We start from the raw sequence: 13,549 nt of genomic DNA on the forward strand, positions 1-13,549 counted from the left end.
ACGGGCTCAGCACTGGCCCGCACCTGTTGGGCGTGAGGGGTGTCTAGGCGGGGGCCGCAGCGGGTGCGTCCACTACGTCCGTGGCCGTCTCGACGGAGTCGGCAGGCACCGGCACGGCGGCAGTCGGCAGCAACGGCTCGGTGTCCTCGAACCGCTGGTGCGGCAGCGACACCGCACGCAGCGGCCGCGGCCCCGACACCACCGTGTAGTCCTGCCCCAGGAACGGCGGCACGACTTCGCCCGGGTCCTCGCCGAGCGCCAACTGCACTGCCGCCCAAGGCGCGTTGACGCCGCACTGGGACAGCTGGTGCAGTCCGCCGGCCGGGCGGGTGTTGACGTCCATCAGGACCGGCCGGTCGCCGAACATCCGGAACTGGATGTTGGACAGGTAGTGCAGCCCGAAGCCCTCGGCGATCAGACGCGCCGGCTCCAGCCACTGCTCGTGCTGCGTGAAGCCCCGGCGGCGGCCGTTCTTCGTCCGGCCGATGGCCATCCGCAGGATGTTGTCGGGGCCGGTGAGGCAGTCCACGGACACCTCAGGCTGCTCCAGACGCGGCATGACCAGCCAGTCGACCTGCTCTTCACCTTGCTCGTCGGCCTGCTGCAACGCCTCGACGACCATGTCCAGTTGGACGTACGGGCTCGGGAAGCCGCTGAGGTGCGAGAGCGAGAAGGGGGCGCGCGTGATCACCCGGAAGCCCACACCGCCCGCGCCGGACGCCGGCTTGAAGCACGCCTTGTGTCCGGCCTCCTCCAACTCCTCGACAGCGGCGACGAGTTGGTCGGCCGTCCGGACCCGGTACCACGGCGGCACGGGCACGCCGATCGCCTGCACGGCCTCGTACGCGATCACCTTGTCGTGGAAGACGGCGACGGCCTCCGGCGGCGGCGCGAGCAGCGCGGTGCCGGCCGCCTCGAAGTCGGCGCGGTGCGCGACGATCGCGGCCTGGTGCAGCCGGGGCACGAACACGTCGATGCTGCGGCGCTTGCACTGGGAGAGCGCGTACTCGACGTACCCGGCCGGGGAGAGGCCCTGCGGCTCCAGCTCGGCGGTGTCGGCGGCGGCCAGGACGGGGGAGTCGGCGTCGCCGTGCGTGGCATGGATCTCGACGGCGCGATCGCTGGGATTTCGTCGCAGCTGATCCGTGAAGAACACGTTCTCCGCGTACGTGCGGTTGAGCCAGACGCGTACGCGAGAGACCATGCGAGGCCGCCTTTCACGGTTCGCGGGCAGGGCGAAGCAAGCCCGGCCCGGGCAGGGGGAATGGTGGGTCACCAAAACCGCCCTGCGTGAAGGGACGTCCATGGCGGTGGTGTTGGGGCGATCATACGGCTTCCGGGAGGTCCGCCGTGCAACGCGCGTGTTACGGAATTTCCGATCTTGTTCATGCGTGGCTCGAGTTCGGGTAGTGGCGCGCTCCGGCGCAGGTGGAGCACGTGCCCACGCTCGGTGGACACCCCGGTTCGACCTTGTACCGCAGGCGTGAATATGTTCTCGTGGTGACAGTTGGTGTGTTCGTGAGAATGCGGAGTGTGGACTTGTGAGCGGGGGCGGAAGGTGACGTCGACGGCGGGTGGCGCCGGACGATTGCTGGCGATCAGCGATCTGCACATCGGCTATGCGGAGAACCGGGCCCTCGTCGAGGCCATGGCCCCGGAGTCGGACGAGGACTGGCTGCTCGTCGCCGGCGACGTCTCGGAGAACGTGGCGGACATCCGCTGGGCGCTGAAAACCCTCGCGAGCCGCTTCTCCAAGGTGGTCTGGGCACCGGGCAACCACGAGCTGTGGACCCACCCGAAGGACCCGGTCACCCTGCGCGGGGTCGCTCGCTACGAGCACCTCGTCGAGGTCTGCCGCGACCTGGGCGTGACGACCCCCGAGGACCCCTACCCGATCTGGGAGGGCCCCGGCGGCCCGGTCGCCGTCGCACCGCTGTTCCTGCTGTACGACTACTCGTTCCTCCCGGACGGCTGCACGACCAAGGCGGAGGGGCTGGCCTACGCGGAGAGCACCGGCATCGTCTGCAACGACGAGTACCTGCTGCACCCCGACCCGTACCCGAGCCGCGAGGCCTGGTGCCGGGCGCGCGTCGCCGAGACCGAGCGGCGGCTCGCCGAGATCCCCGACGACCTGCCGATCGTCCCCGTCAACCACTATCCCCTGCACCGGCACCCGATGGACGTCCTGTGGTACCCCGAGTTCGCCATGTGGTGCGGCACCGGGCTGACCGCGGACTGGCACCGCCGGTTCCGGATCGAGACGATGGTCTACGGCCACCTCCACATTCCGCGGACCACCTGGCACGAGGGCGTCCGCTTCGAGGAGGTGTCGGTGGGCTACCCCCGTGAATGGTCCAAGCGGTCGCAGCCCCCGGGCCGGCTGCGGCGCATCCTGCCCCGAGAGGCCGAGGCCGAGTGATCGAGGAACTGTTGCCGGCGTCGGTGGTCGCGGTGGAGGCCTTCGGCGAGGAGGGCGTCCGCGAGTTCGGGGACGCGCCGCTGTACCCGGAGGAGGAGGCGCTCGTGGCGCGGGCGGTCGAAAAGCGCCGCCGCGAGTTCACCGTCGTACGCGCCTGCGCGCGGCGCGCCATGGAGAAGCTCGGCGTGCCCCCGCAGCCCCTGCTGCCGGGCGAGCGCGGCGCGCCGCAGTGGCAGGAGGGGCTGACGGGCAGCATGACCCACTGCGCGGGCTACTGCGGCGCGGCCCTGGTCCGGGCCGGTGATCTGGCCTCCGTCGGCATCGACGCCGAACCGCACGAGCCTCTGCCCGAGGGTGTCCTGTCCGCCGTAGCCCTGCCCGCGGAGGCGGAGCGGCTCGGCCGGCTGGCCGTGGACCGCCCCGAGGTGCACTGGGACCGGCTGCTGTTCAGCGCCAAGGAGTCCGTCTACAAGGCGTGGTTCCCCCTCACCCGCAAGTGGCTGGACTTCAGCGAGGCCGACATCGACCTCGTCGCCGACGGCCCCGCAGGGTCCGCGCACGGTGCCTTCCGGGCCCGGCTGCTCGTGCCCGGCCCGGTCGTGGGCGGCCGGCGGATCGGGCACTTCGACGGCCGCTGGACCGTACAGCGGGGGCTGGTGGCCACGGCGATCACGGTCCAGCACACCTGAGACACCGCTCGTCGAAGCACCGCCCGCGCGGGGGCACGGGCGGGGTCACGGGCCGGGACACCAGTGGTGCAGCAGCCGGAAGAACTCCTCCTCGTTGCCCGCCAGCCCCGCGTCCGCGAGGGCCTGTTCCGCCTCGGCCAGGACGGCGGGCGGGACCAGGCACCCTTCGTGGGGCCCCTCGTCGCCGAAGGCGGCCCGCACGGTGTGCAGCAGCCGTAGGTAGGCCTGTACGGCGGTGCGCTCGCGGTCGGTCAGTACGGCTGTGGGCATCGGTCGGCTCTCTCCGTGTCGGCGTCGTCTCCCCCGCGCCCCTGACGGCGCGTACGCCCCCGTGCGGCGGCGCACCTCCCAGCTTGCCGCCCACCACCGACAATCCGGCCTCGCTCCACGACGGTTCGCCCGCTTAGCGGAGGCGAAACCTGCTCGAAATCCCCTGACGGAAACGGGTCCTACGCTGGTGTGAAGGGCTTTCGGCGAACCGCCGACGGCCGGGGCAGGACAGCCAGGGAAACAGAGGGAGACAGGAGGCGAGCGGGTGGTCGACGTTCCGCAGCGGCGCCCCGCGCGTGCCACACGGCTGCGCCCGGTGGGCGACGGGGAACTGGAGTTGCAGTACCGGGTCGTGCACGGTTACCGGCGCGCCTTCCGGATGGCCGGCGAGGGTCCCGCGCTGGTCCTCATCCACGGCATCGGCGACTCCTCGGCGACCTGGGCCGAGCTGATCCCCGGCCTCGCCCGCACCCACACCGTCATCGCCCCCGACCTCCTCGGCCACGGCGCCTCCGACAAGCCCCGCGCCGACTACTCGGTCGCCGCCTACGCCAACGGCCTGCGCGATCTGCTCAGCACGCTCGGCGTCGAGTCGGCGACCCTGGTCGGGCACTCGCTGGGCGGGGGAGTGGCGATGCAGTTCGCCTACCAGTTCCCCGAGCGCACCGAACGGCTGATCCTCGTCAGCGCGGGCGGAGTCGGCCGCGAGGTCACCCCCGCCCTGCGGCTGGTGTCCCTGCCGGGCGCTCATCTGGCGCTGTCCGCACTCCGGTTGCCGGGTGCCAGGCTCCAAGTCGGTCTCGCCGTACGGCTGATGAAGCTGCTGGATACCGATCTGGGCCAGGACGCACCCGACTTGCTCCACCTCGTCGACGCGCTGCCGGACGAGACCTCGCGCAACGCCTTCGTCCGCACCCTGCGCGCGGTCGTCGACTGGCGCGGTCAGGTCGTCACCATGCTCGACCGCTGCTATCTGACGGCCGGTATGCCGACGATGCTGCTGTGGGGTGACCGGGACAGCGTGGTGCCCGTGCGGCACGCGTACGGCGCCCACGAGGCGATGCCGGGCAGCCGGCTGGAGATCTTCGAGGGCGCCGGGCACTTTCCGTTCCACAGCGACCCCGCTCGGTTCCGTGCCCTCGTCGAGGAGTTCACCCGCACCACGGCCCCGGCCGACTGGAGCCGCGAACACTGGCGCGCACTCCTGCGCGAGGGCGGCCCCGGGGCGGGCACGACGGGCCTCTCGGACGGCGCGGCACGCGCCCTGCGGGACGCCGGCGAACGCAGCGCGACCTGACGCGAGCGTCCGGGCGCGGCGCGATCGGGGCTCAGCTCTGCGGCCCCAGATAGCCGAGCGACGCTTCGATCCGTCCGGCCAGCTGGTCCCGCTGTCCGCGTCCCCGGGGTGACGAACCGGCCAGCCACGTACGGCACTTGCTGGCCAGCAGCAGGCCGAAGCTCTCGGCCTGTTTCTCGTCGGCCAGGTCGAACCGGGTGCGCGCGGCGACACTGCGGACCGTCGCCTGGAGGTCCGCCCCGTCGGTGAGTAAACGCGCCGCGACCGCCGCGCCCTCGACGTGATGGCTGCAGTGGCCCGCCTTCATGTGCCACAGCTCGTGGCCCAGGATCACCAACTGGTGCTCGGGCGCGGTGCGTTCCTCGATGACGACGAGATCCTGGTCGGCCATGTCCAGCCACAGCCCGCTGGCGGTGTCGGCCGGGAAGGCGGCCATCCGGAAGTGCACGGGGCGCCCGCGCCGTCTGCTCATCCCGGCGCACAGGGCGGTGTACAGGTCGGCCGGCGCGGCCGGGGCCGGGAGGGTCAGTTCCGCGACCAGTTCGCCGCTGAGGCGGCGCATTTCCTTGGCGATGCTCACAGTTCTCCCCCGGATCACGACTCGGGCCGCTTCACGCTCTCCAGGAGCATGTCCAGCCACTCGGCGACCTTGTCGCGGTGCTGGTCGGTGGGCAGTTGAGCGGCCCGCCACGCGATCCCGCGCACGCCGTGGTCCTGCAGCAGCCGCTCCAGCGGGTCCGTGGCGGCCGCGGCGGCCTCCCGCGCGGCGAGCTTCTGCAGCAGCTCCTGCTCGGTGTGCTGGAGGGCGCCCGCGAGCGCCTCCGGGTCCTCGGCCGTGAGGAAGCCGGCGTGCACGCGGAAGAAGCGCTGGAGGGCGTCGCAGTGCTCCATCGTGGGGCGCCGGTCGCCGTTGATGAGGGCGCCCGCCTGCTGGCGCGACATGCCGGCACCGTCGGCGATCTCCTGCTGGGTGTATCTGCGGCCGTTCGGCTTGAGCCGGGTGCGGCGCAACAGGCCCAGACGCTGGAGGAAGCGGGCCTGCACATCGGGCTCACCGGCTGGCCGGCCGCTCAGCAGGGCCTTGACCACGGACTCCGGGACTCCCGAGGCGACGGACAGCCGCCCGGTGCCGAAGACCTCCGCGTGCGGCACGCCGAGCCGGTCGGCGAGCGTGGCGACACGGACGACGACGGCCGACAGCAGCACCGTCGCCGTGGCGCCCGGAACCTCGAAGCCATCCTCCGACACCGACAGGTCTCCTAGGTCTCTCACGTCCCTCATACAGGCATGGACGGTCGCCTGAACTGCGTGGAGAGTAGCCGGTTTTTCGAACTCACATCCAGGTCTCGCCACAACTGTGGCCAATTTCAGCCGTCAACGAGCATGGAATGCCACGATAGTTGACATCCCTCGCGTCGGGGCAGCAGGATCGGGGCGCCGCGAGAAGGCCGCATAGGCAAGAGGGGTGACCTCCCGATGGCACATCAGGCAGGAGAGCGGCGGTCCGTACCGCGGCCCGTCCCCGAGAGTCCCGAGGCCCGGGCGTATCTGCAGGACTACGCCACATACCTGGAGGCCGTCCCCTTCCCGTCCGTCGTCCTCGACCACCGCTGGGACGTGGTGCTGTCCAACACAGCTTTCGCGTCACTTTTCCGGGACGTGAGCACGCATCCGACGGCCCTGCCGGGCGACAACTTCCTGCGGTTCGTCCTGTTCCATCCGGACGCGTCCTCGGTCCTCGGCGACCACGAGGCCGGCTGGTGCCTGCCGATGCTCGCCCGCTTCGCGGCGGCCGTGGAACGGCACGGCCACGACCACGGGTTGCAGGCGATCCGCCGCGACATCGCCCAGGACCCGATCATGGAGGCCGCCTACCGGCACGGGCTGCCGCACTGGATCCGCGCGGTCGGCGAGGAGGCCGTCGAGCACGACGGGGCCGTCCGCCCGCTTCTGCACCCCGATCCGCGCTGGGGCGCCACGGAGTGCCGTATCGTCGGTGACACCCCCAGAACCCTCCAGGACATGGGGTACACGCGGCTGACGATGGTGCTGCGTGACACCCGCCCGGTGTTCGCACCCCGCAGGAAGCGCACCGTGCGCCGCACGGCGAGCCACCTCAGCGTGGTCCCGGCCCCCGAGGCCTGAGCGATCCCCGGGACCTGACCGGGCACCGTCGGCGTTCAGGTCGCCGACGGCGCCCTGGTCGGCGGGTCGATAGCCTGCGTCATCATGACGCGCACTTGGATCCTGCCGATACTGCTCGTGCTCTGCGGCTCAGTCGTCGCGACCGGGCTCGTCTTCAGTGGGAGCGCCGGCGAAGCCGCAGCACTCCTGCTGGTGTTCGTGCTGCTCGCAGGCGTGCACTCGCCTCTGGTCTTCCCGAGATCGATCGGTGCGCTGGAGGCACGACGCCGTAGCGCGGTCGACGGCCGGCCGGTCGTCTACTGGCGGTCGGGCTGCAAGTACTGCCTGCGGCTGCGCATCCGGTTGGGCAGGAGCGCCCGCCAGTTGCACTGGGTCGACATCTGGCGTGACCCGGCCGGAGCGGCAGCGGTGAGGGCAGCCAACGACGGCAATGAGACGGTGCCCACGGTCGTCGTGGCGGGCCGGCCGCACACCAACCCCGACCCTGAATGGGTGCGCGAACAGCTCTCCCGTTCCGCCTGATTCACAGATCCAGGACGAGCTTCTTCCCCTTGCACCGCGACACGCAGATCATCATCGTCTCCCCGGCCTCCCGCTCCTCGTCGGAGAGGACGGAGTCACGGTGGTCCGGCGTGCCCTCGAGTACGTCGGTCTCGCAGGTGCCGCAGGTTCCCTCGGTGCAGGAGAAGAGCACCTCGACGCCGGAGGCGCGCACGGTGTCGAGGACGGAGACGCCCGGCACGACGGTCAGCGTACGGCCGCTCTGCGCGAGCTCGACCTCGAACTCGCCGTCCTCACCGACCGGTTGCTCCTTCGCCTGGAACCGCTCGACGTGCAGCGCGCCGGACGGGCAGCGCGCCTCCACCGCGTCGAGCAGCGGGCCGGGACCGCAGCAGTAGACCAGGGTGCCCTCGGGCAGCGCGTCCAGCACCGAACCGAGGTCCAGCAGCCCGGCCTCGTCCTGCGGGGCGACGGTGACCCGGTCGCCGTACCGGGCCAACTCCCCGGTGAACGCCATGGAGTTGCGGGAGCGTCCGCCGTACAGCAAAGTCCACTCGGCGCCCGCCGCCTCGGCCGCCGCCAGCATCGGCAGGACGGGGGTGATGCCGATCCCGCCCGCGATGAAGCGGTACCGCGCGGCCGGGCGCAGGGCGAAGTGGTTGCGCGGGCCGCGCACCCGTACCTTGTCGCCCTGCCCCAACTGCTCGTGCACGTAGGCGGATCCGCCCCGTCCGTCCGGTTCCCGCAGCACCGCGATCCGCCAGGCGGAACGGTCGGCCGGGTCGCCGCACAGGGAGTACTGCCGCTCCAGGCCCGGGCCGAGGACGACGTCGAGGTGGGCGCCCGGCTCCCAGGCCGGGAGCGGCTCGCCCAGCGGGTGGCGCAGGGTGAGGGCGAGTACGCCGTCGGCCGCGAACTCGCGCTTGACGACGATGAGTTCGGTCTCGTGCACGTCGCTCATGAAGGGCTTCCTTGCGGCTCGTGTCCTTGCGGCTCGTGTCCTTCGGGGTGGCCGAGCATCCACTCCCACATCTCGATCGGGTCCTGCGAGGAGTGCTCGGCCCGGCAGTGACAGGTGCCGTGCAGGACGTCGGTGCCCGGCAGCCAGTCGATGCGGTAGATCTCGCCGGTGGCGCCGGTGCTCACAGGACCTTCTCCACGGGCTTGTCGCCCTCTTCCACCAGCCGGGCGAGGATACGGCGGGCGGCCAGGCCACCGGTGTCGATGTTGATGCTCAGCTCCTGGTACCCGGTCCGCTCCGAACCGAGCGTCTTCTGCAGGAGGTTGAGCGCGTCGACGTCCTGCATGACCACCGTGTGGTTGTTGCCGCGCAGGAACTCGGTGACCTCGTCGTCGTCCGTCGCCCAGTCCCGCGAGACCATCCAGAAGTCGTACACCTTGCCGTCGGCGGACGGGGTGATCGCGTACGTGATCTCGGTGTGGAAGCCGTTCGGGTCGCTGCCGTCCGCCTCGGGCAGGACGCCCACCGGCGCGATGCGGCTGTGCAGCAGGTACAGGCAGGGCGCGTGGTACTCGATGTCCTGCCAGCGGGTGATGCGGCCCTCGATGCCGGTCGAACGGGCGTAGAACGGCGGGCACTCGGCGTCGTCCATGTGGCGGCTGACCCGTACGATGCCCGCGCCCTCGTCGACCTCGGTGGTGATCGGCGTCTCGGCGACCTCGGGGGTGCCGATGTAGCCGCCGTGCAGATACGTCTCGTGGGACAGGTCGAGGAGGTTGTCGACGAGCAGTCCGTAGTCGGCGTCGATGGGCTCCATACCGCGGACGGTCGTCCAGCCGGGGGAGTCGAGGTGCCGGGCGCGCGGGATGGTCTGCGGGTCGGCCAGCGCCGGGTCGCCGATCCACACCCACACCAGGGCGTCCTGCTCGACGACCGGGTAGGAGGTGACCCGCGCGGTGCGCGGGATCCGTTTCTGCCCCGGCACGTACACGCACGCGCCGGTCGTGTCGTACGTGAAGCCGTGGTAGCCGCACACGATGCGGTCGCCGTCCAGCCGGCTCTCGGACAGCGGGAAGCGGCGGTGCACACAGCGGTCGTGCAGCGCGACGGGCGTCCCGTCCTCCTCGGTGCGGTAGAAGACGAGCGGCTCACCGAGGATCGTCCGGCCGAGCAGCTCCTCGCGCCCGACCTCATGACTGTAGGCGGCGACGTACCACTGGTTCCTGGCGAAGGCGGTCGTGTGAGGCATGGCGTTCCCGTCCCTGAGAGCGGGGCGCCGTCGCCCCGCGAGCCGTGGTTGGACCCAGGTTCGTGAGGGTTGCGGCAGCTCGGCAAGGGGGCTTCTGCCAGACGGAAGTGCTTCTGTGAAGGTGCAGGTCACAGGCTTGCGGTCGCGGTGCGGGCCAGGGACACGGTTCGGGAGCGGGAGGGGGCCGTGGGGCTGCCCGCCTCGCTGAGGACGACCAGTGTCTTCCCCACGACCACCAGGACCAGGGTCTCCTGCACGGTGAACGTCTCGTTGGTCGTCGTGACCGTGGCGTGCCACGAGGCGTCGCCGATGCCCGCCGAACCGTGCGCCACCACCCGTTCCGTGCCGGTCATGCCGTCGTTCCAGCCGATCGTGAACTCGCCGCACCCCGGCAGCACGGCCGCCGCCTGTTCCAGGTCCTGGCGCGCACCCGTGCCCGGCAGCCAGCGCATCACCTCCTGCAAGAACGGCCCGCTCTGGCTCTGGGCGAACGTGACCCTGGCCTCGACCGCGCCGGGGCGGGCGCTGCGGTACGACTCCAGGGCGTTGAGCGTGCCGAGGCACCCGGGGTGGTCGGAGCGGGTGGGGGGATCGTTCTGCAGCACGGTTTTCACGTACCCGGCGGGCAGTTGACGAGTCGTCAGCAGTGCGGAGGGCACCGCGCTGGAGGTGGGCGGCTTCGGGGTGGCGGGGGTGGTGGGCGTGCTGGGCCTAGGCGTCGAGCGGCCGCCGGAACCGCCGTTGCCGCCGCCTGATCCCCCTCCGTTGCTGCCCGATCCGCCTCCGCTGCCGTCGGAACTCCCGGCCCCGCCGCCTCCGTTACCTCCACCACCGTTCCCGGTGCCGCCGCCCTTGGATGTACCTGAGCCTCTCGTTCCGCTCGGGCTTCCCGAGGGCGACGGGGAGCCCGCCGACGTCTTCGGGGACGGAGACGGGGACGGAGACGGGGAGCCGGAGGGTGCCGGGGTGGACGCGGTCGGGGGCGGCGGGGTGGCGGACGGTGACGGGTCCGTCGGTACGACGGTGTCCGCGTGGTCGGTGGTGTCGCCGCACGCGGTGAGGGCCGTGGCCAGCACCGCCACCACGACCGGCGCGACGACGAACCGGAGTCGCCTTCGTCCGGTGGTGGTCGTCGCGGTGGGTGTCTGATGCACGCATGCCTCCTCGGAGGTCGGGGTGGGGAGGGGCGGGGCGTCGAGCGCGTCGTCGTCGCGGGTCAGCGGTGGTAGCGGAAGTAGAGGTCGCAGCGGAGAAGGGACGCCACCAGCGCGTCGCGGTCCACCGGTCCGGTCGGGTCGCGCAGCAGGACGGTGGAGGCGGCCCGCAGCACGGTGTCGTCGAGGCCGCCCAGCAGGTCGGCCGTGTCCCGCCGGCGCTGCGGGTCGGTCCAGATGCCGGTGCCGCCGAGAGTGAGCGCGCGGCACACGAGGGCGGTGTCGGCGCGCAGTTGAGCCGTGCGCTCCTTCTTGGGCGGGAGGAGGGGGAGTTCGCCGATGGGCACGGTCTCGTCGTCGCCGGGATCCGACGTGTGCGACGCGTCCGATGCGTCCGGCGTGCCCGGCCGGACGGTGACCGTGGCCGGGGGGCCGGAGAACCGGTCGCCGACCGTGGCCCACCCGGCCCCCGCCGCGACGACGATCCCGGCGACCGCGAGCACCGCCACAGGCCGGAACCCTTGTCCCTGCGTCGCGGCCTTCGCCCGGCTCCCGGCGCGGCGGCCGGCCGACACCGCGAGGGGGAGCAGTGCGCCGCAGACGCTCGCCGCGACGCCCGTCGCCCACCACGTCGTGTCGATCACGCCCCAGCGGATGTCCGGGGCCGCGCGGGCCGCCGTCAGCCGGGCGAAGAGGAACCAACTGCCCAGCGGTACGGCGATCAGGAGCCCGGAGAGGGCGACGGCCGCCGCACACGCAGGCGCCGAGCGCGGCCCGGTCACCGTGGCCCGGACGGCCCGGGCGAGGGACGTGGTCCAGGTGGCGAACAACGCCCCGCCGATCACCAGGGCCAGCGCCAGGCCGAGCACCTGCGGCCGGGGAGCGTGGGTGAGGGAGAGCGCCGTGGCCAGTCCGTCCACGGTCCCGGTGTCGTGTATCCAGTCGCCGGCCGCACGGCCGGACAACTGGCTTCCGGCGAGGACGCCGAGCCCGAGCGCGGCCCCGGCGAGCGGCGGGCGCCATCCGGACGCGTCCCGGTGCCCCACCGCGACCGCCCGCCACCAGGCCACCGTCACCACTCCGGCCATCGCCCAGCCGGTCAGCAATCCCGTGATGACGTAGGCGAGTTGGGTCTGTGTGGGCATCAACACCCCGACCAGCAGGGCGAGGTCGGTGAAGAACAGGCCTGCGCCGAGCCCCGTGGTCAGGCACTCGGCGGCCGGGATCCCCCAGGACCGGGCGGGGTCCGCGAGCACGTCGAGGCGGGTCGCGGTGGTGGGATGGCTGGCGAGTCCCGCAGCGCGCAGGAGCCGTTGGCGGAGGTTCGGCGGGAGGCCGGAGCCGATGTGGTCGGCGGTGGCGCCCCACGGCGCGCGTGGATCCGCCGCCGCGCCGAGATCGGCGTCGTGTTCCCGGACCCGTAGCACCGCGCACAGGGTGAGGAGCACGATCACCAGGACGAGCGTCATCCGCACCAGCAGGCCGGTGCCGAGGAGGCCGGGGTCCAGCACCAGGGCGGTGCCCACCGGAAGGACGACGGCCGTGACCAGGATCCACCAGGCCGCGACGGCGAGCCGGACCCGGTCCACGTCCCGCAGCCGCAGATGGGCCAGTTCGTGCCGGAACTTCGCCTCCACCTGCCGATCGGGCAGGTTGAAGACGTTCGAGTCGGCCACGATCCACGGGTCCCGGACGGTGCCCGACGCGCGGGCCAGGACACCGACACGCCGCTGACGCACCCACAACTTCGGCCGGGGGCCGCCGCCCTGGGACAGCTCGGACGCATCGGACGGCTCGGGCAGGACGGCGGTGAGACGTTCGGAGAGCGACGAGTGGTCGGGGGCCGCCGCCCACAGCCACAGGCTCAGCCGGCGTCCGGCGGCCCGGCAGACCAGGGCGAGGGCCAGCAGGGCGAGCGGCCCGCACAGCACCACCGCCGCCTGGGCCAGCCGGACGTCGTAGACGCAGCCGGTGAACCGGGCGAGCACCGCGTCCGGCGAGGCCTCGGCGGCGGGCAGACAGGCGAGTTGGGCGCCCGGCCAGTTGTCCCGGCCCAGGACCAGCCACCACCACGCGGCGAACGAGGCTCCCGCGCCGGCGACAAGGACCAGCAGCACCAGCCGAGTTGTGGTCGGCAGGGGCAGCGGGCTGGACACGAGCGTGCGAGCGGCCTCGCGGCGGGCCTGGTGGTCGGCGGCGGGCGTGGCGGCGCCCGGCGCTCCGGTCACGACGGCGGTGTGTTCGCGGGCGCCTGCAAGTCACCCGGCTCCGCGTGGGAGTCCGGCACCGGGCCGCGCGCCGGCTCCGCGTCCGACCGCACGTCCGACTGTGCGTCCGGTTGCACCACGGCCACGACGATGACGTGGGCGCACGCCGCGGCCTGCGCGTGCGACAGGCCGGCGGCCCGGCTCTGCGCCACGGCCCAGTCGGTGAGTTCCTGCCGCGTCACGTCGGAGAGTTCGGGGACGGCGGAGGTCAGCGCCGCACGTCGGCCCTCGGTCGCGGCGCGGCGCTGCCGGCGTTGCCGCCACCACCGGGCCAGTCGGCTGCCGCCCGCCCGGATGCGCCCCGAGGCGAGGTCGGCGAGGATCTGCGCGACCACGGCCACGAGGACCGGCAGCAGGACGGCCGTCTGGACGCCGTCGCCCAGCGGGTCGCCGGCCGGCCGGTGCAGGGGCTGCGGGCGGTACGGCCGGGCGGCGTAGGCCCGGCAGGTCTCGTCCAGTTTCTCCATTTCGGCCGGCGCGACGCTGCGGACCAGGTCACGCAGGACGTCCTGCCCCGTGTGATGGTGCATGAATTCCTCCCGTGGGACGGACCGGTGGTGCACGTACGAGTCCTCGTACGTGTCCTCGTCCTCGTTC

At 72.4% G+C, this 13,549-nt stretch carries 15 protein-coding genes; 5 read left to right on the plus strand and 10 right to left on the minus strand.

Annotated elements, in window-relative coordinates:
* Positions 1-43: 43 nt before the first annotated feature.
* The gene (locus OG352_RS35400; protein WP_329222540.1) at positions 44-1,204 is read right to left on the minus strand and encodes an ATP-grasp domain-containing protein; all 1,161 of its coding nucleotides are present in this window, start codon (positions 1,202-1,204) and stop codon (positions 44-46) included.
* Positions 1,205-1,558: 354 nt separating this feature from the next.
* Between OG352_RS35400 and OG352_RS35405 the strand changes: the two genes are divergently transcribed.
* Positions 1,559-2,419, plus strand: a complete 861-nt coding sequence (locus OG352_RS35405; RefSeq protein ID WP_329222541.1) for a metallophosphoesterase family protein — start codon at positions 1,559-1,561, stop codon at positions 2,417-2,419.
* Positions 2,416-3,108, plus strand: coding sequence for a 4'-phosphopantetheinyl transferase family protein (locus tag OG352_RS35410; RefSeq protein ID WP_329222542.1), 693 nt, complete (start codon positions 2,416-2,418; stop codon positions 3,106-3,108). The genes OG352_RS35405 and OG352_RS35410 overlap by 4 nt, the downstream gene beginning before the upstream one ends.
* 45 nt (positions 3,109-3,153) lie before the next feature.
* On the opposite strand, the gene OG352_RS35415 is transcribed toward OG352_RS35410, so the two are convergent.
* Positions 3,154-3,378: a hypothetical protein gene (locus OG352_RS35415; RefSeq protein WP_329222543.1), complete on the minus strand. Its 225-nt coding sequence runs from the start codon at positions 3,376-3,378 to the stop codon at positions 3,154-3,156.
* Positions 3,379-3,643: 265 nt separating this feature from the next.
* Between OG352_RS35415 and OG352_RS35420 the strand changes: the two genes are divergently transcribed.
* Complete coding sequence (locus tag OG352_RS35420) at positions 3,644-4,675, plus strand: alpha/beta fold hydrolase (protein ID WP_329222544.1); 1,032 nt, start codon at positions 3,644-3,646, stop codon at positions 4,673-4,675.
* Between the two features lie 31 nt (positions 4,676-4,706).
* Here OG352_RS35420 and OG352_RS35425 read toward each other — a convergent pair whose 3' ends face one another.
* Together OG352_RS35425 and OG352_RS35430 are read right to left on the minus strand one after the other, a co-directional pair.
* Positions 4,707-5,237 carry a toxin-antitoxin system, toxin component gene (locus OG352_RS35425; protein ID WP_329224083.1) on the minus strand — a complete coding sequence of 177 codons (531 nt, stop codon included), beginning with the start codon at positions 5,235-5,237 and terminating at the stop codon, positions 4,707-4,709.
* Positions 5,238-5,269: 32 nt separating this feature from the next.
* On the minus strand, positions 5,270-5,923 hold the full coding sequence (locus OG352_RS35430; protein WP_443072429.1) for a helix-turn-helix domain-containing protein: 654 nt from the start codon (positions 5,921-5,923) through the stop codon (positions 5,270-5,272).
* Positions 5,924-6,151: 228 nt separating this feature from the next.
* Here OG352_RS35430 and OG352_RS35435 point away from each other — a divergent pair, with 228 nt between their 5' ends.
* Positions 6,152-6,820 (plus strand): MmyB family transcriptional regulator, encoded by a 669-nt coding sequence (locus OG352_RS35435; protein ID WP_329222546.1) that lies wholly within the window; start codon positions 6,152-6,154, stop codon positions 6,818-6,820.
* Between the two features lie 84 nt (positions 6,821-6,904).
* A complete protein-coding gene (locus OG352_RS35440; protein ID WP_329222547.1) occupies positions 6,905-7,342 on the plus strand; it encodes a glutaredoxin domain-containing protein in 438 nt (145 codons plus the stop codon).
* A gap of 1 nt (position 7,343) precedes the next feature.
* Here the strand turns inward: OG352_RS35440 and OG352_RS35445 are convergent, their stop codons facing one another.
* The 6 genes from OG352_RS35445 to OG352_RS35470 all read right to left on the minus strand — a co-directional run bounded on the left by OG352_RS35445 (position 7,344) and on the right by OG352_RS35470 (position 13,482).
* On the minus strand, positions 7,344-8,282 hold the full coding sequence (locus OG352_RS35445; RefSeq protein WP_329222548.1) for a PDR/VanB family oxidoreductase: 939 nt from the start codon (positions 8,280-8,282) through the stop codon (positions 7,344-7,346).
* Positions 8,279-8,467 (minus strand): hypothetical protein, encoded by a 189-nt coding sequence (locus OG352_RS35450; protein ID WP_093772324.1) that lies wholly within the window; start codon positions 8,465-8,467, stop codon positions 8,279-8,281. The genes OG352_RS35445 and OG352_RS35450 overlap by 4 nt, the downstream gene beginning before the upstream one ends.
* Positions 8,464-9,531, minus strand: coding sequence for an aromatic ring-hydroxylating dioxygenase subunit alpha (locus OG352_RS35455; RefSeq protein ID WP_329222549.1), 1,068 nt, complete (start codon positions 9,529-9,531; stop codon positions 8,464-8,466). Before OG352_RS35455 ends, OG352_RS35450 begins: the two co-directional genes overlap by 4 nt.
* Before the next feature lie 128 nt (positions 9,532-9,659).
* Positions 9,660-10,685: a hypothetical protein gene (locus OG352_RS35460; protein WP_329222550.1), complete on the minus strand. Its 1,026-nt coding sequence runs from the start codon at positions 10,683-10,685 to the stop codon at positions 9,660-9,662.
* Positions 10,686-10,747: 62 nt separating this feature from the next.
* Complete coding sequence (locus OG352_RS35465) at positions 10,748-12,913, minus strand: hypothetical protein (protein WP_329222551.1); 2,166 nt, start codon at positions 12,911-12,913, stop codon at positions 10,748-10,750.
* Positions 12,910-13,482: a hypothetical protein gene (locus OG352_RS35470; RefSeq protein WP_329222552.1), complete on the minus strand. Its 573-nt coding sequence runs from the start codon at positions 13,480-13,482 to the stop codon at positions 12,910-12,912. The genes OG352_RS35465 and OG352_RS35470 overlap by 4 nt, the downstream gene beginning before the upstream one ends.
* Positions 13,483-13,549: the final 67 nt, after the last annotated feature.

The sequence above is a fragment of the Streptomyces sp. NBC_01485 genome, assembly GCF_036227125.1.
Lineage (GTDB): Bacteria > Actinomycetota > Actinomycetes > Streptomycetales > Streptomycetaceae > Streptomyces.